This window comes from Rhodococcus sp. HNM0569, assembly GCF_012726205.1.
Classification (GTDB): domain Bacteria; phylum Actinomycetota; class Actinomycetes; order Mycobacteriales; family Mycobacteriaceae; genus Rhodococcus_F.
Map to the genome: position 1 here is coordinate 1 of NZ_JAASAE010000024.1, position 24325 is coordinate 24325.

General features: G+C 68.7%; 23 protein-coding genes and 1 tRNA gene. 17 read left to right on the forward strand and 7 right to left on the reverse strand.

What is annotated here, in order from left to right; translation table 11 throughout:
* Positions 1–306: hypothetical protein (locus tag HCA44_RS19805; protein WP_169651052.1), on the forward strand; the 306-nt coding region annotated here is incomplete at its 5' end.
* A gap of 18 nt (positions 307–324) precedes the next feature.
* Here HCA44_RS19805 and HCA44_RS19810 read toward each other — a convergent pair.
* Entirely contained in the window at positions 325–1089 is a 765-nt protein-coding gene (locus HCA44_RS19810; RefSeq protein WP_346764815.1) for a DUF4352 domain-containing protein, read from the reverse strand.
* Between the two features lie 83 nt (positions 1090–1172).
* On the opposite strand from HCA44_RS19810, the gene HCA44_RS19815 reads away from it, so the two are divergent.
* The 6 genes from HCA44_RS19815 (at position 1173) to era (ending at position 8829) form a co-directional block, all read left to right on the forward strand.
* Entirely contained in the window at positions 1173–4379 is a 3207-nt protein-coding gene (locus tag HCA44_RS19815; RefSeq protein WP_169651053.1) for a type I restriction endonuclease subunit R, read from the forward strand.
* A 214-nt stretch (positions 4380–4593) separates the two neighbouring features.
* The gene (locus tag HCA44_RS19820) at positions 4594–5604 is read left to right on the forward strand and encodes a PhoH family protein (protein ID WP_240945681.1); all 1011 of its coding nucleotides are present in this window, start codon (positions 4594–4596) and stop codon (positions 5602–5604) included.
* A gap of 36 nt (positions 5605–5640) precedes the next feature.
* A complete protein-coding gene (gene ybeY / locus HCA44_RS19825) occupies positions 5641–6183 on the forward strand; it encodes an rRNA maturation RNase YbeY (protein WP_169651055.1) in 543 nt (180 codons plus the stop codon).
* Complete coding sequence (locus HCA44_RS19830) at positions 6180–7538, forward strand: hemolysin family protein (protein ID WP_169651056.1); 1359 nt, start codon at positions 6180–6182, stop codon at positions 7536–7538. Before ybeY ends, HCA44_RS19830 begins: the two co-directional genes overlap by 4 nt.
* Positions 7535–7909, forward strand: coding sequence for a cytidine deaminase (locus tag HCA44_RS19835; RefSeq protein WP_240945679.1), 375 nt, complete (start codon positions 7535–7537; stop codon positions 7907–7909). The genes HCA44_RS19830 and HCA44_RS19835 overlap by 4 nt, the downstream gene beginning before the upstream one ends.
* Before the next feature lie 2 nt (positions 7910–7911).
* Positions 7912–8829, forward strand: a complete 918-nt coding sequence (gene era, locus HCA44_RS19840) for a GTPase Era (protein ID WP_169651057.1) — start codon at positions 7912–7914, stop codon at positions 8827–8829.
* Here era and HCA44_RS19845 read toward each other — a convergent pair.
* The gene (locus tag HCA44_RS19845) at positions 8771–10246 is read right to left on the reverse strand and encodes a PLP-dependent aminotransferase family protein (RefSeq protein ID WP_169651058.1); all 1476 of its coding nucleotides are present in this window, start codon (positions 10244–10246) and stop codon (positions 8771–8773) included. The two genes, era and HCA44_RS19845, sit on opposite strands and share 59 nt — an antisense overlap.
* Positions 10247–10326: 80 nt before the next feature.
* Between HCA44_RS19845 and HCA44_RS19850 the strand changes: the two genes are divergently transcribed.
* Together HCA44_RS19850 and HCA44_RS19855 are read left to right on the forward strand one after the other, a co-directional pair.
* Complete coding sequence (locus HCA44_RS19850; protein ID WP_169651059.1) at positions 10327–11016, forward strand: pyridoxamine 5'-phosphate oxidase family protein; 690 nt, start codon at positions 10327–10329, stop codon at positions 11014–11016.
* Between the two features lie 10 nt (positions 11017–11026).
* Positions 11027–12013, forward strand: a complete 987-nt coding sequence (locus HCA44_RS19855) for an iron-siderophore ABC transporter substrate-binding protein (protein WP_169651060.1) — start codon at positions 11027–11029, stop codon at positions 12011–12013.
* A 21-nt stretch (positions 12014–12034) separates the two neighbouring features.
* Here HCA44_RS19855 and HCA44_RS19860 read toward each other — a convergent pair whose 3' ends face one another.
* A complete protein-coding gene (locus HCA44_RS19860; protein ID WP_346764816.1) occupies positions 12035–12685 on the reverse strand; it encodes a pyridoxamine 5'-phosphate oxidase family protein in 651 nt (216 codons plus the stop codon).
* 316 nt (positions 12686–13001) lie between these two features.
* Between HCA44_RS19860 and recO the strand changes: the two genes are divergently transcribed.
* Genes recO through HCA44_RS19875 form a run of 3 tightly spaced genes read left to right on the forward strand, consistent with a single transcriptional unit; the run spans position 13002 to position 14987 of the window.
* Positions 13002–13829 (forward strand): DNA repair protein RecO, encoded by an 828-nt coding sequence (gene recO / locus HCA44_RS19865; protein WP_169651061.1) that lies wholly within the window; start codon positions 13002–13004, stop codon positions 13827–13829.
* A complete protein-coding gene (locus tag HCA44_RS19870) occupies positions 13774–14592 on the forward strand; it encodes an isoprenyl transferase (RefSeq protein ID WP_169651062.1) in 819 nt (272 codons plus the stop codon). Before recO ends, HCA44_RS19870 begins: the two co-directional genes overlap by 56 nt.
* Entirely contained in the window at positions 14589–14987 is a 399-nt protein-coding gene (locus HCA44_RS19875; RefSeq protein ID WP_169651063.1) for a YbjN domain-containing protein, read from the forward strand. The genes HCA44_RS19870 and HCA44_RS19875 overlap by 4 nt, the downstream gene beginning before the upstream one ends.
* A 30-nt stretch (positions 14988–15017) precedes the next feature.
* Here the strand turns inward: HCA44_RS19875 and HCA44_RS19880 are convergent, their stop codons facing one another.
* Both HCA44_RS19880 and HCA44_RS19885 read right to left on the reverse strand, forming a co-directional pair.
* Positions 15018–15410, reverse strand: coding sequence for a Fur family transcriptional regulator (locus HCA44_RS19880; RefSeq protein ID WP_169651080.1), 393 nt, complete (start codon positions 15408–15410; stop codon positions 15018–15020).
* A 62-nt stretch (positions 15411–15472) separates the two neighbouring features.
* On the reverse strand, positions 15473–15811 hold the full coding sequence (locus HCA44_RS19885; RefSeq protein WP_346764817.1) for a metalloregulator ArsR/SmtB family transcription factor: 339 nt from the start codon (positions 15809–15811) through the stop codon (positions 15473–15475).
* A gap of 292 nt (positions 15812–16103) precedes the next feature.
* On the opposite strand from HCA44_RS19885, the gene HCA44_RS19890 reads away from it, so the two are divergent.
* On the forward strand, positions 16104–17495 hold the full coding sequence (locus HCA44_RS19890) for a glycine--tRNA ligase (protein ID WP_169651064.1): 1392 nt from the start codon (positions 16104–16106) through the stop codon (positions 17493–17495).
* Positions 17496–17569: 74 nt separating this feature from the next.
* Here HCA44_RS19890 and HCA44_RS19895 read toward each other — a convergent pair whose 3' ends face one another.
* Positions 17570–19636: a TPM domain-containing protein gene (locus HCA44_RS19895; protein WP_169651065.1), complete on the reverse strand. Its 2067-nt coding sequence runs from the start codon at positions 19634–19636 to the stop codon at positions 17570–17572.
* A 129-nt stretch (positions 19637–19765) separates the two neighbouring features.
* On the opposite strand from HCA44_RS19895, the gene HCA44_RS19900 reads away from it, so the two are divergent.
* From HCA44_RS19900 to dnaG, 3 genes are read left to right on the forward strand one after another with little or no spacing between them, the layout of a single operon-like run.
* On the forward strand, positions 19766–20440 hold the full coding sequence (locus HCA44_RS19900) for a YdcF family protein (protein ID WP_346764818.1): 675 nt from the start codon (positions 19766–19768) through the stop codon (positions 20438–20440).
* 15 nt (positions 20441–20455) lie between these two features.
* Positions 20456–21757: a deoxyguanosinetriphosphate triphosphohydrolase gene (locus HCA44_RS19905; protein ID WP_169651067.1), complete on the forward strand. Its 1302-nt coding sequence runs from the start codon at positions 20456–20458 to the stop codon at positions 21755–21757.
* Between the two features lie 57 nt (positions 21758–21814).
* Complete coding sequence (dnaG, locus tag HCA44_RS19910) at positions 21815–23728, forward strand: DNA primase (RefSeq protein ID WP_169651068.1); 1914 nt, start codon at positions 21815–21817, stop codon at positions 23726–23728.
* Positions 23729–23747: 19 nt separating this feature from the next.
* Here the strand turns inward: dnaG and HCA44_RS19915 are convergent, their stop codons facing one another.
* The gene (locus tag HCA44_RS19915; protein WP_169651069.1) at positions 23748–23993 is read right to left on the reverse strand and encodes a hypothetical protein; all 246 of its coding nucleotides are present in this window, start codon (positions 23991–23993) and stop codon (positions 23748–23750) included.
* A gap of 137 nt (positions 23994–24130) precedes the next feature.
* Between HCA44_RS19915 and HCA44_RS19920 the strand changes: the two genes are divergently transcribed.
* Positions 24131–24203: transfer RNA gene (locus HCA44_RS19920), tRNA-Asn, on the forward strand.
* The last annotated feature ends 122 nt before the right edge of the window (positions 24204–24325 follow it).

Sequence of the window (24325 nt, forward strand, 5' to 3'; positions counted from 1 at the left end):
ACCATGGCCACCGGCGAACACGTGATCACCGAACCCACAGGCGAATTCAGCGCCACCGACGAGCCACAGAACGACGGCGCCGGCATCGCCGACGCCGACATCGCAGCAGCCCTCGGCGTCGAACTCACCGAACCTGCCGCACTGCAGCGGTTCTTCGGTCAACCCAACGAGCGTGGCGTCGAGGACGACTTGAAGTACATCCTCGACGCCACGCCACCCCCGCCCGCAGTGCGGGAACCGGTCCCTGCCGTCCCGGCCCACCGGCCCGCCTACTTGGATTGCGACGACGACCCACCCCCGTTCTGATACCTCGGCGGAAACCGCCTACTGCAGAGACATCTTCACTCCGCCGGAGAACATCGAATCGTGCAGTTCCATCGATGCGGGAACGGCATCTGCCGGCATGTCGTAGACCACCTTCAACGTCACCGAATTACCCGGGTTGATCTTGTCCCAGATCGCGACATCGGTGTCGAGGTTCATCGCCGCCGTCATATCCGCGCTGAACTTGCGACCCTGACCGTCGAACAGTTTCTGGTCGTCCGGGCTCACGCCCTTCGGTTCGTCCGACGTGTTCAAGACCGTCATCGTGACCACCACGAACTGTCCCTGCGCCTCCTTCGCCAGGTACGGGTTGTCGCCAAGCGACGAGAGGCCGGTTTCGACGTTCGTGACGGTGAACTCGAACTTGCCGTCCCGCACCGGAGTCCCGATGCCCGCGGCAGCGGGTTCCGGTTCCGCGGCCACCGGAGCCACCGGAGCCGCCGGGCTCTCTGCAGCCGGTGCCGACGCCACGGGCGCCGTCGAAGCGTCCTTGTCCTCGCCGCCGCCGGTAACCCCGACGACAACCAACACCCCGACGATCGCACCGACCAACCACGGCCACTTCCTGGACTTCTTCCTCGGTGCCTGCGCCGGATAGGGCTGAGCGGGACCGGGGTACTGAGGTGTCGACATGACGTGACCTTTCTGTGCAGCAGAGACGCTGTGACTGTCGGAAACGGGATCGGATCCCGCCTCGATGCCGCAATCGTGTAACCCGACGCCCAATCGACGAAGTAAACGGTCGATAAGGCGGCTTATCGGCAAGAGAACGAGAAGAGCGCAGCGGGGCGCATACGATCAGTCGCGAGCGACGGTGACTGCCGCCGCACCCATCTACATTGATGACCATGAACGAGGGAGGGGACATGGTGGACCACAGCCTCAGCGACCACGGCCTGAGCGAAGCCGACTGGGAGCATCTGGCCCTCGAGACGCTCGGTGAGCTCGGTTGGACACCGATGCAGGGCACGTCCATCGCCCCTGACACCGGTCAGCGGGCCGGCTGGGACGAACTCCTCGTCGTTCCCCGGCTACGCGCCGCCATCGCGGCCCTCAATCCGGCGCTGCCGCCGCACGTCGTCGACGAGGCGACGGCGATCGTCGCGTCGGCCGGATCGCTCGACGCTCTCGCCGAGAACCACACGATTCACGGCTACCTCACCGAGGGGCTGCGGAAGGTGACCTACACGGACGAGTCCGGCGCCGAGGTGACGCCGACGATCCGGCTCGTCTCCACGTCGCCGGACGACAACGACTGGCTCGCCGTCAGTCAGGTCACCGTCCGCAAGACCGATGTGCACCGCCGGTTCGATCTGGTGCTGTACCTCAACGGGATGCCCGTCGCGATAGTCGAACTCAAACGCGGCGGCAGCGAGCGGGCCGGCCTCGCCGAGGCGCATGCGCAGCTGCGCACCTACCTCGCCGAGTTCCCCTTGGCGTTCCGTTTCTCGCTGCTCACGCTGGTCTCGGACGGCGTCACAGCGCGATACGGCACCGCGTTCACGCCGTTCAACCACTTCTCGCCGTGGAATGTCGACGACGACGGCAAACCCGTCGGCGCGACGTCGGCGCCCGCACTCGAGACGGCGGTGTACGGGCTGTTCAACCAGGAACGCTTCTTGCAGTTGCTGCGCAACTTCACGGCGTTCGACAAGGGGGAGAGCGGCCTCGTCAAGCGGATTGCCAAGCCGCACCAGTACTTCGCCGTCACCAAGGCCGTCGCCTCCACGGTGCACGCCGTCGAATCCAGCGGCAAGGCCGGAGTCGTCTGGCACACGCAGGGTTCCGGAAAGTCGATGGAGATGGAGCTCTACGCCGCGCAGGTGATCCGGCACCCGAAACTGGCGAACCCGACGATCGTCGTCATCACCGACCGCACCGAGCTGGACGGCCAACTGTACGAGACGTTCCTGCGCTCGCAGCTGTTGCCCGAACAGCCACGGCAGATCCGGCGGCGTGAGGAACTGCGGGCGGAGCTGTCGGGCCGCACCACTGGCGGCATCTACTTCACCACTTTGCAGAAGTTCGGAAAAACGAAGGAAGAGAGGGACTCCGGGGCCAGTCACCCCCAGCTCTCGGCCCGCAGGAACATCATTGTGGTGGTCGACGAGGCGCACCGCAGCCACTACGACAACCTCGACGGCTACGCCCGGCACCTGCGTGACGCGCTCCCGCATGCCGCGCTCATCGCATTCACCGGCACGCCGGTGTCCTTCGACGACCGCAACACCCGCGACGTCTTCGGCGACTACATCGACATCTACGACCTGACCCGCGCCGTCGAGGACGGGGCGACGGTCCCCGTCTACTTCGAGAGCCGGCTCGTCAAGGTCGCCTTCGCCGACGGAATCACCGAAACCGATCTCGACGCCTCGGCGGACGAGGCGACCGTCGGGCTCGACGACACCGAACGCGAACGCGTCGAGAAGAGCGTGGCGGTGGTCAACGCCGTCTACGGTGCGCCCGCCCGCCTCGACCAGCTCGCCCGTGACCTCGTCGAGCACTGGGAGCGCAGACGCGCCGCGATGAGCGAGTTCGTCGGCTCGGCGGACAACCCGACAGCGCCCGGCAAGGCGATGATCGTCGGCGGCACCCGCGAGATCTGCGCGAACCTCTACTCGCGGATCGTTGCGCTGCGCCCGGACTGGCATTCCGACGACCTCGACAAGGGCAGGATCAAGGTCGTCTACTCGGGCGACGCGTCCGATCAGCCGCCGATCAGCGACCACGTGCGCCGCGACTCGGCGAACGCCGTCGTCAAAAAGCGCATCAAGGACATCGACGACGAACTCGAACTGGTCATCGTCAAGGACATGATGCTCACCGGTTTCGACGCACCGCCGCTGCACACGATGTACCTGGACCGGCCGCTCAAAGGGGCGCTGCTGATGCAGGCCCTCGCCCGCGTCAACCGCACCTTCCGGGGCAAGCAGGACGGGCTCCTCGTCGCCTACGCGCCCGTCGCCGACAACCTGGCAGCAGCGCTCGCCGAGTACACCGAATCGGACCAGGAATCCAAGCCGCTCGGCCGCGACATCGACGCGGCGATCGACACCGCGAAGAACCTCGTCACCAAACTCGAGAACATCCTGCACGGGTTCGACTGGCGGGGGAGGCTCCGCGAGCCCGGTCCGCAGTCGTACCTGCGTGCGGCACTCGGTGCCGTCGACTACCTGCGCGACCCGCGGCACCCGGAGAACCAGGTGGCCGAGGGTGAACAGACCCTCGCCGCGCGCTACCGCACGTTCTCGTCGCAGCTGTCGCGGGTGTGGGCCATCTGCGGCAGCCGGGAGGAACTACGCGAGCAGGCGCCCGTCGCACGGTTCTTCGAAGAGGTCCGCGTCTACATGGCCAAGTTCGACGCCGAGGACCGGGCGGCCCGGGGGCAGGTGGTACCCGAGGACGTCGAACGCGCACTGCGGACGCTGATGGCCGCATCCGTCGAATCGGGTGAGGTCCTCGACATCTACGACGCGGCGGGGATGCCGAAGCCGTCGCTGTCCGAGATCAACGTCGACTTCGTCACCCGCACGCAGCGGGCCCGCAACCCGAACCTCGCGATCGAGGCGCTCCGCAGGCTCGTCAACGAGGAGTCCCGAAAAGCTGCCCGGCACAACATCGTGCGTCAGCGGGCCTTCTCGGAACGGTTGCAGGAGTTGATGCGCAAATACACCAACAGTCAGCTCACGTCTGCCGAAGTGATAGCGGCGATGGTCGAGATGGCGCAGGAGGTGGCGCACGAGGCCGACCGAGGCAAGCGATTCGACCCGCCGCTCGACCACAACGAACTCGCCTTCTACGACGCCGTGAGCCAGAACCCGTCCGCCGTCGAGGAACAGGGCGAGGGCAAGCTCGCCGAGATCGCGCGCGACCTCGTCGCCGTCATGCGCCGGGACATCAAGACCGACTGGACCCAGCGCGACGACGTCAAGGCGAAGCTGCGTTCGCAGATCAAGCGGTTGCTGGTGCGGCACGGCTATCCGCCGGATCAGCAACCCGCCGCGATCAAACTCGTCCTCGAGCAGATGGAGACGATCGCGCCCGAGATGGCATGAGTCCCGAGACGGCCGAGCGGGTGTTACTCGGTGGGAAACGTCCCATATGCACGATAGAATCGGGATGCGGTCACACGCCATCACACTCTGTCGTCGGATACGGAAAGCAGGCCATAGCCCCCACGTGACGGAACACACCGACTTCGACGGTTCGACTCTCACCAGCGCACCGACCGAGCGTGCCTTCCCCGCCGAGCGCACCGTGCGTTCGAGTATGGACATCGCGCCCGATCTCGTCCCGATGATCCTCGGTACCGCGGATGCCAACCTGCGCATGCTCGAGCAGGTGCTCACCGCCGACATCCACGTGCGGGGCAATACCGTCACCCTGTCCGGCAAGCCGTCCGACGTCGCGCTCGCCGAACGCGCGCTCGGCGAGTTCGTGGCGATCGTCTCACGCGGTCAGGCACTCACCCCCGATGCGGTGCGGCGCACCGTCTCGATGCTCACCGACGGCGTCGGCGAATCGCCCGCTGAGGTGCTCAGCCTGGACATCCTGTCGCGGCGTGGCAAGACGATCCGGCCCAAGACCGTCGGCCAGAAGCGCTATGTCGACGCGATCGACGCCAACACCATCGTCTTCGGCATCGGCCCCGCGGGCACCGGCAAGACGTATCTGGCGATGGCCAAGGCCGTGCAGGCCTTGCAGACCAAGCAGGTCAGTCGCATCATCCTCACCCGGCCCGCGGTCGAGGCGGGCGAGCGGCTCGGCTTCCTGCCCGGCACGCTGCACGAGAAGATCGATCCCTATCTGCGGCCGCTGCACGACGCGCTGCACGACATGATGGATCCGGAGGCGATCCCGAAGCTCATGCAGTCGGGTGTCATCGAGGTCGCACCCCTGGCATATATGCGTGGCCGGACGTTGAACGACGCCTTCATCATCCTCGACGAGGCGCAGAACACCACCGCGCAGCAGATGAAGATGTTCCTCACCCGCCTCGGCTTCGGATCCAAGGTCGTGGTGACCGGCGACGTCAGCCAGGTCGACCTGCCTGGCGGCGCGCGTTCGGGTCTGCGGGCCGCGGCCGACATCCTCGGCGGCATCGACGACATCCATTTCGCGACCCTCGACAGCGGCGACGTCGTGCGGCATCGACTGGTGTCGGACATCGTCGACGCGTACGACCGCTACGAGGCAGCTCACGACTCCGGCGGTGAGCGTGGTCCCGTCGGCAACCGGGCACAGCGACGTGCGGGAAACGCCCGCTCGTCCCGCCGGTAGGCTGTATTGCCGCCGAAAGAGGAGAAGACGACACACATGAGCATCGAGGTCTCGAACGAATCGGGCATGGACGTCACCGAGGAGGAACTCGTCAGCGTCGCCCGCTTCGTCATCGCGCGGATGGATGTGCATCCGGCAGCGGAACTGTCGATGGTGCTGGTGGACTCGGCGACGATGGCAGACCTCCACATGAAGTGGATGGACCTGCCGGGACCCACCGACGTGATGTCCTTCCCGATGGACGAACTCGAACCGGGCGGCCGCCCCGACGCGCCCGAGCCGGGTCCGGCCATGCTCGGCGACATCGTGCTGTGCCCGTCGTTCGCTGCCGATCAGGCGGCGAAGGCGGGGCACCCGCTGGCGCACGAGTTGGCGCTGCTCACGGTCCACGGTGTGCTGCACCTGCTCGGGTACGACCACGCCGAGCCGGACGAGGAGAAGGAGATGTTCGGTCTCCAGAACCGTCTGCTCGAGGACTGGTACGAAGACGTGCGGCGCGCCGAGCGCGACGCGGAACTCGCCGCGCGTGACCGGCGCCTGCTCGGCAAGGCCGGCTTCTTCGACGCACCCGAACAGTGACCGGCGCGATAGCGCTGATCGCCGTCGCGATCGTGCTGGTCCCCCTCGGGGGCCTGTTCGCCGCGGTCGACGCGGCACTGGCGACGGTCTCGCCCGCACGCGTCGAGGAGATGATCAAGGAAGAGCGGCCCGGGGCGCCTCGGTTGCTCGCGGTCGTCGAAGACCGCCCCCGCTACGTCAACCTGATGGTGCTGCTGCGCATCCTGTGCGAGATCACGGCCACCGTCGTCCTCGCGGCCGCGCTGATCGACCTGCTGCCCCTCGTATGGGCGCTCGTGGTCACGGCGGTCGTGATGGTCGTCGTCGACTACGTCGTCATCGGTGTCGGTCCCCGCACGCTCGGCCGTCAGCACGCGTACCAGCTCGCGTTGCCCGCCGCGATGCCGTTGCAGGTGCTCGGTGCGCTGCTGGGGCCGGTCACCCGCCTGCTCATCGTGATCGGCAACGCGGTGACGCCGGGCCGCGGCTTCCGCAACGGCCCCTTCGCATCCGAGATCGAGCTGCGCGAGCTCGTCGACCTCGCGCAGGAGCGTGGCGTCGTCGCGGACGACGAACGTCGCATGATCCAGTCGGTGTTCGAGCTGGGCGACACGACGGCACGCGAGGTGATGGTGCCACGCACCGAGATGGTCTGGATCGAATCCGGCAAGACCGCGGGGCAGGCGACATCGCTCGCGGTGCGCAGCGGTCACTCGCGGATCCCGGTGATCGGCGAGAACGTCGACGACGTCCTCGGAGTCGTCTATCTCAAGGATCTCGTGCAGCAGACCTACTACTCGCGCGACGGCGGCCGCAGCGTCACCGTCGCCGAGGTCATGCGGCCCGCTGTGTTCGTGCCGGACTCGAAGTCGCTCGACACGCTCCTCTCGGACATGCAGCGCATGGCGAACCACATGGCGATTCTCGTCGACGAGTACGGCGGCGTCGCAGGTCTGGTCACGATGGAGGATCTGATCGAGGAGATCGTCGGAGAGATCGCCGACGAGTACGACCAGGACGAGGTTCCGCCGGTCGAGGACCTCGGCGACGGCACGTACCGTGTGTCGGCGCGGTTGCCGATCGAGGATCTCGGCGACCTGTTCGACGTCGAGATCGACAACGACGAGGTCGAGACGGTCGGCGGGCTCATCGGATACGAGCTGGGTCGCGTGCCGCTGCCGGGCTCCGAGGTCGAGTCGCACGGTCTCGTCCTGCGCGGCGAAGGCGGCGGATCGCCGCGCGGCCGCGTCCGTATCACCACGGTGTTCGTCCGGCGGGCCCCCACGGTGGACGAACACGACACGCGCGCGCACGGCGCCGAATCCGGCGAGCGTCGTGCGGACTCCGAAGACACCCGTCACGAAGGGACAGCATGAGCATGGCCGAATCCGGCCCCGGCCCACTCGATTCCACCGGCGCCCTCGATACCGAGGACTCGAAGCTCGTGGTGCTCGCACGCGGCGCGTTGGGGCGCAGCGGAGGCACCCAAGGCGCTGCGGTGCGCGATCTCGACGGTCGCACGTACGCGGCGGGGGCCGTCCGACTCGACGCGCTGACACTCACGGCATTGCAGGGCGCGGTGGCGGCCGCCTTGTCGTCGGGCGCCCAGGGTTTCGAGGCCGCCGTCGTGATCGGTGCCGATCGCGACGATCCCGGCGTCGCCGCACTGCAGGAGAAGAGCCCGAACGCCGCGGTGCACGTCGCGCGCGTCGACGGCACGGTAGTCGAGAGCGGGGCAGGGGAGTGAGCATGGCGCAGAAGGAATTCCGTTCGGGCTTCGTGTGCTTCGTCGGGCGGCCGAACACCGGCAAGTCGACGCTCACCAACGCGCTGGTCGGGTCGAAGATCGCGATCACGTCGTCGCGGCCGCAGACCACGCGGCACACCATCCGCGGCATCGTCAATCGCGACGACCTGCAGCTGATCCTCGTCGACACACCGGGCCTGCACCGGCCGCGCACGCTGCTCGGCCAGCGGCTCAACGACCTCGTCAAGGACACGTATTCCGAGGTCGACGTCATCGGCGTGTGCGTGCCCGCGGACGAGAAGATCGGCCCAGGGGACCGCTGGATCGTCCAGCAGATCAAGCAGGTCGCACCCAAGACGGTCCTCGTCGGCATCGTCACGAAGATCGACAAGGTCGGCCGCGACGCCGTGGGGCAACAGCTGGTCGCACTGTCCGAGCTGCTCGGTCCCGAGGCCGAAGTCGTTCCGGTGTCGGCGCAGTCCGGTGAGCAGGTGGACGTGCTCGTGGACGTGCTGCGTGACCAGATGGAGCCGGGACCGGCGTTCTACCCCGACGGCGAGCTCACCGACGAGCCCGAGGAAACGCTGATGGCCGAGCTGATCCGCGAGGCCGCGCTCGAGGGCCTGGGCGACGAGCTTCCGCACTCGCTCGCCGTCGTGATCGAGGAGATCGTGCCGCGCGAGGGGCGCACCGAGAAGCAGGGCGAACTGCTCGATGTGCACGCTCTGCTGTATGTCGAGCGGGCGAGCCAGAAGGGCATCGTGATCGGCAAGGGCGGCACTCGGCTGCGCGAGGTGGGCACTCGCGCCCGCACGCAGATCGAGCGACTGCTCGGCACCAAGATCTATCTCGACCTGCACGTCAAGGTCGCGAAGGACTGGCAGCGGGACCCGAAGCAGCTCGGCCGCCTCGGGTTCTGACGCACGCACGAGCCGCGCCGACCAACGCCCGGGCCGCGGCAGGCGCATCCGGCTCACGTAGGCGTGAGTATCCGCAGACGACGCCCGAACCCGAGTCGTCGGCCGAGTACTCGGCGAGCGGCGGTGCGAGGACACCGGCCCTTGCCAACTCGGCCGCGAAATCGCGGCTCGGCACGGGCGAGCGCGGCCGAACCACGACATGCAGCCCCGCGCCGATGCCGTCCACGGCGAGCAGTCCTCCGGGATCCGCTGCCGTGAGCGCGGTGACGAATGCCGCACGCCGGGCGGCATAGGTGCGAGACGCGCGGGCGAGATGCCGCGTGAGCGCGCCCGACTCGACGAACGCGGCGAGCGCGAGCGCCGCCGTGCCGGAGCAGTGCTCACCCGCCGCGTCGAGCGCATCCGCGATACCCGCGTGCAGGTCGCGCGGCGCCACGATCCAGGCGAGACGCAGTGTGGGCGTGAGGATCTTCGACGCGGTACCCACATAGGCGACACAGTCTCGACCACCGCGCACGCTGCGCAAGGCGGGCAATGGTGCAGTGCCGTAGCGGAACTCGCCGTCGTAGTCGTCTTCCACGACGAGCGCGCCGAGAGTGCGTGCGGCGTCGACGAGTGCCGCGCGGCGCGTGACGGGCATGCGGCCACCCGTCGGATACTGGTGTGCGGGAGTGCAGTACACCGCCCGATCGGTGGGGCGCAGCAGCGCGGGATCGAGTCCGTCGCCGTCGACCGAGACCGCGCGAGGTGTGGCGCCCGCCGCGACGAACGCGTGCCGCGCGCGCGGATAGCCCGGATCCTCGAACGCGACGTCGCGGCCGTTCAGGTCGGCTGCGACGCACAGTGCGCGCAGCGCGGCTGCGACACCCGGTACCACCACGATCTCGTCGGCGCGGGCGACGATGCCGCGCGTGCGACGCAGGTGCGCGGACAGCGCGGCGCGCAGTTCCGGGTGGCTGCGTGCCGTGTCCAGGTCGACTCCGATCGCCGCGTCGGCCGCGCGACGCCAAGCCCGACGCCACTCGGTGCGCGATACCAGATCCGGATCGGGTGCGCCGGGCGTGAGGTCGATCGTTGCTGATCCGGGCGCGGCGGGCGGTAGGCGACGGGGCGGGTCGATCACGGGGTCGGCGACTGTGCGGGCGGCGGAGCGCGCGCCTGCCGCGACACGGGTCGCGGAGCCGGGCACCGCGACCACCCAGCCCGCCGCTGCCAGCTCGTCGAAGGCTTCGACCACGGCGGTGCGGGCGACGCCCAACGTGCGCGCAAGGGCGCGGGTCGAGGGCAGCCTGTCGCCGTCGGCGAGTGTGCCCGCACGGATCTCGCGGACGAGTGCGTCGGCAAGCCGATGCCGGAGAGATCCTGGTCCGTCCGGCAGCGTGATCGGCGTGACCACGTCGTGTGGGGGACGCGCCATAGGGCCACGATACCGGTATGGAGAATCCGGGCAGAACCGGATCTGGTGGGGGAGCCGGTGTCGGGGAGACGGTAGCGAGCATGACCCGGATACCGACCGATCCTCGCACCGACTCCGCCGCGATACGCAGACTGGCCGATCGCGCGCGCACGGACCTCGACGACCTGCACGCCGTGCTCGACGCGTCTCTCGTGGGCTCGCTCGCGATCGTCTCTTCGGAGGGGCTGCCATGGTGCGTGCCGATGTTGTACGCGCGTGACGGCGAGAGGGTGCTGTTGCACGGCTCGCGCGGCGCCGGGGCGCTCGGGCTGGCCGCGGGAGGCGTGCCTGCCGCGCTGTCGGTGGTGCTGCTCGACGGGATCGTGGTCGCCGAGACGCTGTTCGACTCGTCGGCCAACTATCGCTCGGCCGTCGTGCACGGCACGCTGACCGCGCTCGACGGCGACGACAAGAAGAGCGCACTGGAGGTGTTGTCGGACAGGATAATCCCAGGAAGGGTAAGTGAGGTGCGCGAATCCACTCGCAAGGAGCTCGCCGCGACGACGGTGCTCGCGATGGCGGTCGAGCGTTGGACCGTCAAGGTGCGCGACGCGCCGCCGTCGGAACCGTCGGGCGCGGATCGTGGCGGATGGGCCGGCGTCGTGCCGCTCGAGTCCGTTGCGCGTGCCGCGCAACCGGCCTCGTGGATCGCGGCGACCACTCCTGTGCCTGCTTCGGTGCACGCCCTCCTGCGAGGGGGAGGCGCCGACGGCGGCTGTGAGTGTGGTTAGCCTTACCTCCATGAAACGGTGCGCCGCGCTCTTCGTCCTTCCGCTCGTCCTGCTCGCTGTCTCGGCATGCGGATCGGGAGGCGACGAGGCTGCGGCCGGCGCGCCCTCGGGTAGTTCCGGGACAGCATTCCCGGCCACGGTCACGACGAAGTTCGGGGACGTCACGGTCGACCGCGAACCCGAGCGCGTCGTCGCCCTCGGGTGGGGCGACGCGGAAACGGCACTCGCGCTGGGTGTGCAACCGATCGGCGCGAGCGACTGGCTCGCGTTCGGCGGTGAGGGCGTCGGGCCGTGGGCCGCCGGGCTCTACGATTCGCCGCCCGTGCAACTCGGCACACTCGAGCCGTCGTACGAGCAGATCGCCGCACTCGAACCGGACCTGATCCTCGACACCAAGAGCTCAGGGGATCGTGGCCGATACGACATGCTCTCCGCGATCGCCCCCACGATCGGACCACCGCCGGGCGGCGACGACTTCAAGACGCCGTTGGAGGAGCAGGTGACGATGGTGGCGACCGCGCTCGGGGTGTCGGGAGACGAGGCAGTCGACTCCGTGCGGAACGCGTTCACCGAGGCGGCGAGTGCGCACCCCGAATTCGCGGGCAAGAGCGTTTCCGTCGCCGCACTCTCGGGTCGAGGCTGGGGTGCGTACAGCGCCGACACCGATCGTGTGGCCTTCATGACGAAGCTCGGATTCGTGCCGAATCCCGTGCTCGACACCCTGCCCGAGGTCCAGTTCTCGCACCCACTGTCGGAAGAGACACTCGATCTGCTCGACGCGGATCTCGTCGTCGTGTTTCCGGTGCAGCGCCCGGCCTCGGACGTCGAGTCGAACCCGGTGTTCGCCTCGATTCCGGCGGTGCGGGAAGGCCGGGCAGTGGTGTTCGACGATCCGAACGTGCAGAAGGCGTACTCGACGAACACCGTGCTGTCCATGCGGTACGCGCTCGACACCGTCGTGCCGCTCGTCGCCGACCACATCGCGACCACCGGGTAGGGCCGTCGGTGCCGCGCAACGTCAGTACAGGTAGCTCCGGTACTCCTCCTGGCGGCGCGGCTCGTCGGCGCCGACCGTGAGGGAGTGTTGTTCGGCATGCATCTCGCGCAGCGACGGCACCGCGTCGGCATCGGGGAACAGGTCGCGCTCCCACAGTTTCGCGCGCAGGATCGCGCGGGCACAGTGCGTGAACACCTCGTCGATCTCCACGACGACGGCGAGATTCGGCGCGCGGCCCCCGATGGCCATCGACTCGAGCAGTTCGGGGTCGGTGGAGAGCGTCGCACGGCCGTTGACGCGCACGACCTCGTCGATGCCGGGCACGACGAACAGGAGCCCCACGTGCGGGTTCGCCAGGATGTTGCGGTACGAGTCGGCCCGGCGGTTGCCGAGCCGGTCGGGCAGCACGAGCGTGCGGTCGCCGAAGAAGCGCACTGTCGATTCGATGTCGCCGCGCGGTGAGCAGTCGCAGTTGCCGTCGGCGTCCGACGTCGCGAGCGTGAAGAACCGCGCGTGTTCGATGAATCGCCGGACGAGTGGCGTGGTGAAGGTCGTGTGCTTGTCGCGGATGTCGGGATGCGGCGCGCCCAGGATCTGCTCGAGTTCCGCCTCGGTGCGCACGGCGTGGGCGGAACCGGGAAGGGCGGGCGGTGGAAGGTGGGCTGTCGACACTCTCGCAGGGTACCGGGCGACCGGCCTGCCGCGGCGGCCCGGATCTCCGGGAACAGCGTCGGAATAGCTCGGGGCAGGGGGTGGTTGAGGAGGGGGACGGTGTTCGGACAATGCCCCGGGTACCACCCCAGAAAAGTCGTTTCGAACGACCACATGCCGAGAGGCGCATGACGGGCACCGTCGCCGCGACATGCCGTCGGCCCACGGGCCGGCGGCATTCGTCGTCTCCGGCGAGTGACATACCGGCACGTCGCGGGGTTTCGTGTCCGCCCGCGGTGGGACACTGTCTCCGGCACACGAGTGAGGAGACAGTGCGGTGAGGTTGTACCGGGATCGTGCGGTCGTGCTGCGCCAGCACAAGCTGGGCGAAGCCGATCTCATCATCACGCTCCTCACCGGCCGGTACGGGCTCGTGCGCGCCGTCGCGAAGGGTGTGCGCCGCACGCGATCGAAGTTCGGCGCACGGCTCGAGCCGTTCGCGCACGTCGACGTCCAGCTGTACCCGGGCCGCAGCCTCGACACGATCACCCAGGTGCAGACGGTCGACGCATTCGCGGTCGACATCGTCGACGACTACGCGCGCTACACCAGTGCGTGTGCCGTGCTCGAAACGGCCGAGCGTCTGGCCGGCGACGAGCGGGCTCCCGCCCCGCACCTGCATCGGCTCACGGTCGGCGCGCTGGAGTCCATCGCAGCGCACCGTCGTGCTCCCGAGCTCGTCCTCGACGCATTTCTGTTGCGCGCGATGAGTGCGGCGGGATGGGCGCCTGCGCTCGTCGAGTGCGCCCGGTGCGGTGCCGCCGGCCCGCACCGGGCGTTCCACGTCGCGGCAGGCGGCGCGGTGTGCGTGCGCTGCCGCCCGCCCGGTTCGGCCACGCCCCGCGACGGCGTCCTCGACCTCATGGCGTGTTACCTGCGCGGCGACTGGGCCGTCGTCGACAGCTACGAATCGGCGCAGCGCACCCAGGCCAGTGGGCTGATCGCGGCACACCTGCAATGGCATCTCGAACGTCAGCTGCGCACCCTGCCGCTGATCGAACGTTCTGCTCCGCACGCCGCGGTGGGACGAGGCGACGCGGTCAGGCAGGATGGAACCCGTGATTCGACGACGCGACAGCCGGGCGCGGCCGAGCTCGGCAGCTGACCGGCAGGTACGACCGCCCGACCCGCACCCGTCGGGAGCGACGCCGCCGTCCCTGCCCGCCGAGCTGATCCCGCGACATGTCGCTCTCGTGATGGACGGCAACGGTCGGTGGGCGCAGGAGCGCGGCCTGCCGCGCACCGCGGGGCACGAGCGCGGCGAAGCAGTGCTGATGGACACGGTGTGCGGGTGCATCGAGATGGGCGTCGGGTGGTTGTCGGCGTATGCGTTCTCCACCGAGAACTGGAAGCGCAGCCCAGACGAGGTGCGCTTCCTGATGGGCTTCAACCGCGACGTCATCCGTCGCAGGCGCGACGAGATGCACGAGATGGGTGTGCGGGTCCGGTGGGCCGGGCGCAGACCGAAGCTGTGGGCGAGCGTGATCAAGGAACTCGAGATCGCGGAGGAGCTCACGAAGGACAACACCGTGATGACCCTCACGATGTGTGTCAACTACGGTGGCCGTGCCGAGATCGCCGACGCTGCTCGCGAGATCGCGCGGCGTGCCGCGGCAGGCGAGATCGATCCGGATCGGGTCTCGGAGGCCACGGTCGCGAAGTACCTCGACGAGCCGGACATGCCCGACGTCGACCTGTTCCTGCGTCCGTCGGGCGAGCAGCGCACGTCGAACTTTCTGTTGTGGCAGTCGGCCTACGCCGAGATGGTGTTCCAGGAGAAGCTGTTCCCGGACTTCGACCGCCGCGACCTGTGGGCGGCGTGTGTCGAATACGCCGAGCGGGACCGCCGCTTCGGCGGAGTCAAATGACCGGCGCCGCAGACGATCTCCTCGTCCGTACCGCCGACGCGCTGCGGGTGTTCACCCAGGTCGACACGGCCGACGACGGCTCGCTGCGATTCGACTACGCGGGCGCGCTGTGTTCGCTGAATGCGATGACGCTCACCGACGGGCTCGACGTCGTCTCGCTCACGTGCGTGCTCGCGTGGGACCGGCCGGCGAGCGCGGCCCTGCACAAGCGGGTCGCCGCGCGCAACGACGAACTGCAGTTCGGCACCGTCGTCGCGTTCACGCGCGGCCGCACGGTCGATGTGGTGCTGCGGTACGCCTTCCCGGCGTCGGGGCTGGACGACACGGCGCTCACGACGATGCTGCTGCTCGTCCTGTCCGGCGCCGAGACGGCTCGCGAGGGGCTGGTTCCCTAGACGGCGCCGCGGCGGATCGGTTCGGTCGGATCAGTTCGCCGCGGTTGTGCACTCGCGGCACGTGCCGAAGATCTCCAGGGTGTGGCTCACATCGGTGAATCCGTGGTCGTCCGCGACCGCCGCCGACCATCGTTCGACGGTCGGGCCTTCGACCTCGACGGTGAACCCGCAGTCGCGGCACACGAGGTGATGGTGGTGGCCCGACGAGCATCGCCGGTACACCGACTCGCCCGTGTCGGTGCGCAGGACGTCGACGGTGCCTGCATCCGCGAGGCTCTGCAGCGTGCGGTAGACCGTGGTGAGGCCGATGCCTTCGCCGCGTTTGCGTAGCTCGTCGTGGAGTTCCTGTGCGGAGCGGAACTCCTCGATGTCGTCGAGCAGCGCCGAGATGGCGCTGCGCTGGCGAGTCGCGCGTACTCCCACGGTGGGTGCGGCTTTGCGCCCCGATCGGGTGGCCGGGGCGTTCGATCGGGTGGTGGGCGGAGTCAACTGTGTCCTTCCTCGGCGTGGGCGACGGCGTCGACGACGATATGTGCGAGATGGTCGTCGACCAAGCTGTACATCACTTCGCGGCCCACGCGCTCGCCGTGCACGACACCCGCGGCCTTGAGGACGCGCAGATGCTGGCTCACGAGTGGTTGCGTCACGCCGAGGGCGCCGACGAGTTCGTGCACGCAACTCCGCTGCTCGCGCAACTGCAACACGATGGAGATGCGGACCGGTGCGGCGAGTGCGCGCAGTAGTTCGCCCGCTGCGACGAGCGTCGGTTTCGGTGGAAGCAGCGCGGGCGTCTCGTGCACGTGCGCTGCCGTTGCTTCCTGCACTGCCGTTGCTTCCTGCACTTCCGCGTCCTCGTGCAGGCCGTCCGACTCGAGTGTGCTCACGGTGCTCCTTCGTGGGGCGGGGGCGGATCGTGGCCGGGCCACGGGCTTCGGGTGCACGAGGAACCCTTATTGCAAACCGTTTCCATTGTTGTATGCATGAATCCGCATGTCAACCGGGGTGGGTGGGTCGCCGAGGCCGCGACCGATAGGCTGGATGCAGGGCCTCACCCTTATCCGGGGCCCGCACATCGCACGTGAACCGTGCATCTGTTACCCAGATGGAGAGCACCGAGTGGCACCCAAGTCGAAGATCGATTCCGTCGTCAACCTCGCCAAGCGCCGAGGCCTGGTCTACCCGTGCGGTGAGATCTACGGCGGTACCAAGTCGGCGTGGGACTACGGTCCGCTCGGCGTCGAGCTCAAGGACAACATCAAACGGCAGTGGTGGCGCAACATGGTCACCAGCCGCGAGGACGTCGTCGGGCTCGACTCGTCGGTCATCCTGCCGCGCGAGGTGTGGGTCGCGTCGGGACACGTCGGTGTGTTCAACGATCCGCTCGTCGAATGTCTGCACTGCCATCACCGGTTCCGTCAGGATCACCTGCAGGAGGCGTACGCCGACAAGAAGGGTCTCGAGGATCCGGATGCGGTTGCGATGGACGTCATCGTCTGCCCGAACTGTGGCACCACCGGCCAGTGGACCGAGCCGCGCGACTTCAACATGATGCTCAAGACCTACCTCGGCCCTGTCGAGAGCGAGGAAGGCCTGCACTACCTGCGGCCCGAGACGGCGCAGGGCATCTTCGTCAACTTTGCCAATGTGCTCACGTCGGCGCGCAAGAAGCCGCCCTTCGGCATCGGCCAGATCGGCAAGAGCTTCCGCAACGAGATCACCCCGGGCAATTTCATCTTCCGCACTCGCGAGTTCGAGCAGATGGAGATGGAGTTCTTCGTCAAGCCCGGCGACGACGAGAAGTGGCACCAGTACTGGATCGACTACCGCATGGACTGGTACACGGGTCTGGGCATCGCTCCCGAGAACCTGCGCCTCTTCGAGCACCCGCAGGAGAAGCTGTCGCACTACTCGAAGCGCACGGTCGACATCGAGTACCGCTTCGAGTTCCAGGGCAGCGAGTGGGGCGAACTCGAGGGCGTGGCCAACCGCACCGACTTCGACCTGTCGACCCACGCGAAGCATTCGGGCACGGCGCTCGACTACTTCGATCAGACGACAGGCGAGCGGTACACGCCGTACGTCATCGAGCCGGCAGCCGGCTTGACCCGTTCGTTCATGGCGTTCCTCGTCGACGCGTACTACGAGGACGAGGCGCCCAACGCCAAGGGCGGTGTCGACAAGCGCACCGTGCTGCGGCTCGACCGCAGGCTCGCGCCGGTCAAGGCGGCGGTGCTGCCGCTCTCACGCAATGCCGACCTGAGCCCCAAGGCGAAGGACCTCGCGCAGACGCTGCGACAGAACTGGAACATCGAGTTCGACGACGCGGGCGCGATCGGCCGTCGTTACCGTCGCCAGGACGAGATCGGCACGCCGTTCTGCATCACGGTCGACTTCGACACGCTCGACGACCACGCCGTCACCGTGCGCGAGCGCGACACCATGGCGCAGGAGCGGGTCGCTCTCGACCAGGTCGAGGGCTATCTCGCGCAGCGGCTCGTCGGAGCCTGACCGCTTCGCTGCGAGCGCTCGCGCTGTGAGCACTTGACGAGTCTCCGGACTCGTCAAGTGCTCACAGGTGGGGCTCAGAATCGGCCGCCACCACCCATTCGGCCCGAGCTGCCGGAACCGCCGAACGAGCCGGGGCCACCGAATCCGCCACCCCCGAAGCCGCCGCCACCGAAGCCTCGGCCGCCGCCCATGCCGCCGCGCAGCACGCTGTTGATGAGGATGCCGCTCAGCACGGCGCCCGCGACATTGCCGCCGCCCCCGGCTCCGCCGCTCGGGCGGTGAGTGTCGTTCCACGAGTTCACGTCGGCCTGGGCTTCCATCAGTGCGCGATGACCGAGTGACGTCGCCGCCTGAGCGTGCTGCAGCGCGGCACCGGGGTCGCTCTCCCGCAACGACCGTGCCTCGTCGAGATGACGCTGCGCTTCCGCCAGTCGGGTACGCGCGTTCGCGCCGACGGCTCCGCGACGCGTCGCCACGAAGTCGGCCGCCGCCGTCACCTGGGCCTCCGCCGCGATCAGGTCCTGTTCGAGCCGTCGCCGGGAGCGCTCGGCCTGCGCCTGCGCCTCCTGGACATGGGCGAGTTCGGTGTCGAGGGCGGCGTCGGCCGCGACGATGCTGTTGAAGCTGCCGAGCGGGTCGGAATCCTTGCTCGCCTGCGCGGCCGAGAGGGCCTGCTCGGCGGTCGCGCGCGCGGCGACGAGCTGTGGACGGCGCGCGGCGACCTTGCTCGGTTCCGAGCCGGACTCGAGATGCCGTGCCGCCGCGTCGATACCTTGCTGTAGGTCGTCGATCGCCGCAGGCAGCGACGCGATCGCGTTGCGGATGTCGGTCGCGGCGTGGTCGACGCCGTCGAGCAGCGCCAACGCCTGCCCCAGTGCGCTTTCGGCGGAACGGATCGCCGGCACCGCAGGGCCCTGCTTCCCGGCGGGGAGCGCGACCGCGTCGCGGCCCTGCGAGATCATCCGATCGGCGTAGTCGAGGTGTTCGCGCGCGAGCCCGATGTTGTCGGTGATCGAGGCGAGGGTGCTTGCGGGATAGTCCTTTTCGAGGGTGCGCATCGCGTTCTCGGCCTCCGGGATGCGGACCTGCACGGCAACGACCCGCCGGGTCAGCTCGTCGAGCCGCTCCGGGGCGCGCAGCAGGAGATCGCGCATGCCGTCCCACTTCTCGGTCTTCGCATCGAGTTCCTTGTCGGCGCGCCCGCACGACGAGATGATCTCGATCAACATCTCGCGCTGCTGTTGGGGAGTCTCCGGAATCGCGTCGTCGAGGCGTTGCCGGATCTCGAACGCGGCGGCGAGGGTCCTGCGGGCCGCGGCGAGCGCGGTCGTGAACTGTGCGGTCGCGTCGTCGCCGAATTCGCCGCGGGCGAGGTCGAGTTCGTCGCTGCTCGTGCGGATCGCGTCGTCGGTCTCGACGAGCGAGGCGCGGGCACGATCGTCGAGTGTCGGCAACGGCAGTGCGGCGAGCGCTGCCGTGTCCTCGGGATCGATCGACTTCGCGGCCTCCGACTGTGCCTCGGCGTCGCCGCGCTTGCGCTTCCTGCCGAAGACGACGACAGCGGCGATCACCACCACCACGACTCCACCGATCAGCAGGAAGGTGGTGCCCGACATGCCACTGCCGGAGCCGGCGGCGTCGTCGATGCCTCCCGCAGCCGCGATGGCCGCACCGGCCCAGTCCTCTTCGTGCAAGGCGGGTTCGATCTCGTCGGTGCGGATCGACGCGGCCTCGGACTCACTGACGCCGTTCGAGCCGACCGGCTCGAAGAACGAGTACTCGCGGTCCACGGTCGCGACCGCGAGCAGTGCGTCGTTGTCACCGAGATTCGACATCTGCAGCGTTCGCTGCCCCCAGTCGGTGGCCGCGGTGCCGTCGAAGTCAGGGACGAAGACGACCCACAGCCGGATACGCCGGTCGTCGTAGAGAGCGTCGATCGCGGTCTGCACGTCGCCGCGCTGCGCGTCGTCGAGCGCTCCCGCCGTGTCGGTGATCTGCGTCGCGAGGCGCGACGGCGCCTCGGCCGACGCCGTCGCCGAGCCGGCGAGCGGGGCGATCAGCGCGACGAACGCCACTGCGCACAGGGCGGCGAACCGGCGCAGCGCCACGGGCGAGCGAGCGGAATCGAGTGTGGGTGCCATGGGACAAATCTAACGGCGCGACGGAACGCGCGGCGCGGACGAGGCGGCGGTGGTGAGCGGTACGGACGCGCGTCGCCGCCCTGTCGCCGTACGTTCTCCTGGCAGAATCGTGGAGTGAGTTACACATCGGTGATCGACCGCCCGCATCGGGAGCGTCCGGTCCGGCGCGGAGTCGGGGCGGGTATCGCCCGGTGGCTGCGGCGGCTCGTCGTCGGCACCGTGCTGGTGGGGCTGCTCCTCGTGCTCGGTACCGCGGTGCGCGTGTGGCAGGTCGCGCGCATCGACGACCGCACGCCCGCGGACGCGATCGTCGTGCTCGGTGCCGCGCAGTACGCGGGCACGCCGTCGTCGGTCTTCGAGGCGAGACTCGAACAGGCAGGCAAGCTGTACGACGACGGTGTCGCCCCGCGCATCGTCACCGTGGGCGGCAAACAGGAGGGCGACGAGTTCACCGAGGCCGCGGCGGGCAAGAACTATCTGATCGAGCGGGGCGTGCCCGCGGACTCGATCAGCGCCGTCGAGGAGGGTGCCGACACGCTGCGCAGCATCGAGGCGGTCAGCGAACGTATGCAGTCCGAGGGCCTGAACTCGATGGTGCTCGTGAGCGATCCGTGGCACTCGCTGCGGACTCGGACGATGGCCCGAGACACCGGACTCGACGCATGGACTTCACCCACCCGGCAGGGGCCCGCGGTGTTCACGCGCGAGTCCCAGGTGCACGGCATCGCGCGCGAAACCGGCGCGCTGCTGTGGTATCAACTCACGCACTTCTCGGCCGACTTCTCGTACACGGCCGGCCAGTAGGCAGGGGAGGACGACATGACGGTTCCGACGGCACCGGGCGCCGAACGCGCCCGCTACACCGAGCACGACTGCGAGCGCCGTGTGCCGGAGGAACCCAAGGGGGCGGCGCTCGCGGGCGTCGACCCCGGGGCCGAGCGGCGCACCGCGTTCTCCCGCGATCGCGCGCGCGTCCAGCACTCCGCCGCGTTGCGCCGGCTCGCCGACAAAACCCAGGTGGTGGGTCCACGCGACGGCGACACCCCGCGTACCCGGCTCACGCACTCGATCGAGGTCGCGCAGATCGGCCGCGGCATCGCCGACGGACTGGGCTGCGATCCGGATCTCGTCGATCTGGCAGGCCTCGCGCACGACATCGGGCACCCGCCGTACGGGCACAACGGCGAGAAGGCGCTCGACGAGGTCGCCCGGGCGGCGGGTGGGTTCGAAGGCAACGCGCAGAACCTGCGGATCCTCACCAGCCTCGAGCCCAAGGTTCTCGCGCCGGACGGCACGAGCGCCGGCCTCAACCTCACGCGCGCGGCGCTCGACGCGGCGATCAAGTATCCGTGGACCCGGCCGAGTCCAGGCGCGAAGTTCGGGGCCTACGACGACGACGCCGGGATACTCGCCTGGGTACGCGACGGCGCGCCCGAGCGCAGGCGGTGCCTCGAAGCGCAGGTGATGGACTGGGCCGACGACGTCGCGTACTCGGTCCACGACGTCGAGGACGGTGTCATCGCGGGCCGCATCGACCTGCGCTCGCTCGCCGACCCCGCCGAGCAGCGTGCTCTGGCCGAGCTCGGCGCGCGGGAGTTCTCCGGTCTCGAGCCGGAACGGCTCGTCGAGGCCGCCGACCGGTTGTCGAGGCTCGACGTCGTCGCTGCGGTGGGCAGCTACGACGGCACCCTCACCAGCTCCGTTGCGCTCAAGCGGCTCACGAGTGAACTCGTCGGACGGTTCGCAACAGCTGCCGTCGGGGGTACCTGCGCGGTCCACGGGCAGGCGCCGTTGTCGCGCTACGACGCCGACCTCGAGATCCCGGAGATCGTCGCGGCCGAGGTTGCGCTGCTCAAGACCGTTGCGCTGTACTACGTGATGTCCGACGCCGGGCACCGCACGCGCCAGGACCGCCAGCGCGACCGGATCCACCGCGTCGCGGAATGGCTCCTCGCCACCGCACCGGCGGGCCTCGATCCGCTGATGCTGCCCGCCTGGCACCGCGCCGACAGCGACGCCGCGCGCGTCCGGGTCGTGGTCGACCAGATCGCGTCGTACACCGAGAGCCGGCTCGAGCGTGTCGACCGGGCGAGTCTGGGGGCACAGGCGAGCTGGGGGTGACGGCGCGGTGATGCACGTGTGTGAAGGGACTTGCCGACAGCACCTAGACTGTCGGGCGTGCCAGGCAGAATCCCCGATCGAGACATAGCGGCGATTCGCGACCGCACCCGCATCGAGGACATCGTCGGCGAGTACGTGTCGCTTCGCGCACCTCGCGGCGACTCGATGATGGGTTTGTGCCCGTTCCACGACGAGAAGAGTCCGTCCTTCCACGTCCGGCCCAATCACGGCCACTTCCATTGTTTCGGGTGCGGCGAGGGCGGCGACGTCTACTCGTTCCTGCAGAAGATCGAGCACATCAGCTTCGTCGAGGCCGTCGAGCAGCTCGCCGACCGCATCGGCTACCAGATCTCGTACGAGGGTGGCGGCACCTCGGTGCAGCGCGATCGCGGCACCCGCGCGCGGCTCGTCGCGGCCAATGCCGCGGCGCAGGAGTTCTACGCCGAACAACTACGCACGCCCGACGCTCAGACCGCGCGTGACTATCTCACCGAACGCGACTTCGACGAGCAGACCGCGGTCGCCTTCGGCTGCGGGTACGCGCCAGCCGGGTGGGACAAGCTCACCAAGCACCTGCTGGGGCGGGGCTTCGAGGTCAAGGAGCTCATCGCGGCGGGGCTCACGAAAGAAGGCAGGCGTGGGCCGATCGACCGGTTCCACCGACGGCTGCTGTGGCCCATCCGCAACCTCGCGGGCGACGTCATCGGTTTCGGCGCACGCAAACTGTTCGACGACGACACGATGCCCGGCAAGTACGTCAACACGCCGGAAACCGTGCTGTACAAGAAGTCCCAGGTGCTCTTCGGTCTCGACCACGCCAAGCGGGAGATCGCCAAGGGGCATCAAGCCGTCGTCGTCGAGGGCTACACCGACGTCATGGCGATGCATGTCGCGGGCGTGCGGACCGCCGTCGCGGCGTGTGGCACCGCGTTCGGCGACGAGCACCTCGCGATGCTGCGGCGCCTGATGCTCGACGACAGCTACTTCCGCGGCGAGATCATCTACACCTTCGACGGCGACGCGGCAGGACAGGCCGCGGCGATGAAGGCGTTCGAGGGTGATCAGAAGACGGCGGGGCAGACGTTCGTGTCGGTCGCGCCCGACGGCATGGATCCGTGCGAGCTGCGGCAGAAGTCCGGCGACGCCGCGGTGCGCGATCTCGTCGCGCGGCGCACACCGATGTTCGAGTTCGTGGTGCGGTCCATACTCGCCGAACACGACCTGGAGACCGTCGAGGGCCGTGTCGCGGCGATCGACCGCGCGGTGCCGGTCGTCGCCCGCATCAAGGAACAGACGCTGCGTGACAGCTACGCGGTGCAACTGTGCGGCTGGGTCGGCTGGGACGACCTCGCGTCGGTCCGTGCCAAGGTCCGTGACCAGGCGCGTCGCGGACCGAAGGAGCCGACACCGCTGCGTCGTCCCCGCCGTGACGAGCCGGCCGCGCCGCAGCCCACCGGGCTACCGCGCCCCCGTCCCGCCGATCCGGCATTGTGGCCGCAGCGCGAGGCGCTCAAGGCGGCGCTGCAGTTCCCGGCCGTCGCGGGCACGGTGTTCGACTCGTTGCCACCCGAAACCTTCACGCATCCCGCGTACGCCGCGATCCACGGTGCGATGAGCCGCGCAGGTGGCGCGAGTGCAGGGCTGGGTGGGGCCGCGTGGACCGATGCGGTGTCGAAGGGCCTCGACGACCCGACGGCGTCGTCGCTCGTGTCCGAACTCGCGGTCGAGTCGCTGCCCGCCGAGGAGGACACCATACCGCGCTACATCACCGGGGTGCTCGCGCGCTTGCAGGAGGTGTGGGTGGGCGAGCAGGTCGCCGAGCTCAAGTCGCGGCTGCAGCGCATCTCACCGTCCACCGAGTCCGACGAGTTCCACTCGCTGCTCGGCGACCTCGTCGCGCTCGAGCAGTACCGGCGCAGCCTCCTCGATCAGGCGATCGGAGATTCGCAGAGCGGTGGTCTCGCCGGCTGACCCGCTGAGGCTTCGTCGGCTAGGGCTTCTTCAGTTGGTCGTGGGGCACCAGAATCGTCTGCTCGTCGACCGGCTTCATCGGCTCGAGCTTGGGCCGGGTGTCGAGGGAATCGGACAGCTTCTGTCGTGACACCTGCAGCATTTTCCTGGTCGCCGGACTGGTGGCGATGGCCTTCCCGGCTCGGCTGATCTGCTCGTAACGCGCGCGTCCGGCCCGGGTGCCCAGTACATATCCCGCAGCGACACCGATCAGCAAGCGCATCATGTCTTCCGTTCCTCCCGAGGCTGTCGACTCCGCTGACCATCCTGCCTGATGAGTCGTTGTTCAGGCGATTTGGTACTGGGGTAGGGGCATGCGCTACAGTTTCTCAGGCGCCGCCGGAAACGGCAGGCGCGGAGTAATCCCCTGTAGCTCAATTGGCAGAGCTTCCGACTGTTAATCGGACGGTTGCTGGTTCGAGTCCAGCCGGGGGAGCTCGTAAGACCCCCGACCAGCGGCGATGCCGGTCGGGGGTTCTTTTTTTCTGTCCCGCCTCCCTCGTGAGCACTTCGCGAGTCCAGGCACGCCGGGATCGCGCACAAGCAATTCGTCCTTGC

What these genes read in the sequence shown, in the direction of transcription:
- HCA44_RS19875 (WP_169651063.1), top strand. Translation starts at nt 14,589, where the DNA reads ATGACCGGCGCCGCAGACGATCTCCTCGTCCGTACCGCCGACGCGCTG.
- HCA44_RS19835 (WP_240945679.1), top strand. Translation starts at nt 7,535, where the DNA reads ATGAGCATGGCCGAATCCGGCCCCGGCCCACTCGATTCCACCGGCGCC.
- era (WP_169651057.1), top strand. Translation starts at nt 7,912, where the DNA reads ATGGCGCAGAAGGAATTCCGTTCGGGCTTCGTGTGCTTCGTCGGGCGG.
- HCA44_RS19915 (WP_169651069.1), bottom strand. Translation starts at nt 23,993, where the DNA reads ATGATGCGCTTGCTGATCGGTGTCGCTGCGGGATATGTACTGGGCACC.
- HCA44_RS19850 (WP_169651059.1), top strand. Translation starts at nt 10,327, where the DNA reads ATGACCCGGATACCGACCGATCCTCGCACCGACTCCGCCGCGATACGC.
- HCA44_RS19855 (WP_169651060.1), top strand. Translation starts at nt 11,027, where the DNA reads ATGAAACGGTGCGCCGCGCTCTTCGTCCTTCCGCTCGTCCTGCTCGCT.
- HCA44_RS19895 (WP_169651065.1), bottom strand. Translation starts at nt 19,636, where the DNA reads ATGGCACCCACACTCGATTCCGCTCGCTCGCCCGTGGCGCTGCGCCGG.
- HCA44_RS19820 (WP_240945681.1), top strand. Translation starts at nt 4,594, where the DNA reads ATGGACATCGCGCCCGATCTCGTCCCGATGATCCTCGGTACCGCGGAT.
- HCA44_RS19845 (WP_169651058.1), bottom strand. Translation starts at nt 10,246, where the DNA reads ATGGCGCGTCCCCCACACGACGTGGTCACGCCGATCACGCTGCCGGAC.
- HCA44_RS19870 (WP_169651062.1), top strand. Translation starts at nt 13,774, where the DNA reads ATGGAACCCGTGATTCGACGACGCGACAGCCGGGCGCGGCCGAGCTCG.
- HCA44_RS19905 (WP_169651067.1), top strand. Translation starts at nt 20,456, where the DNA reads ATGACGGTTCCGACGGCACCGGGCGCCGAACGCGCCCGCTACACCGAG.
- HCA44_RS19815 (WP_169651053.1), top strand. Translation starts at nt 1,173, where the DNA reads ATGAACGAGGGAGGGGACATGGTGGACCACAGCCTCAGCGACCACGGC.
- ybeY (WP_169651055.1), top strand. Translation starts at nt 5,641, where the DNA reads ATGAGCATCGAGGTCTCGAACGAATCGGGCATGGACGTCACCGAGGAG.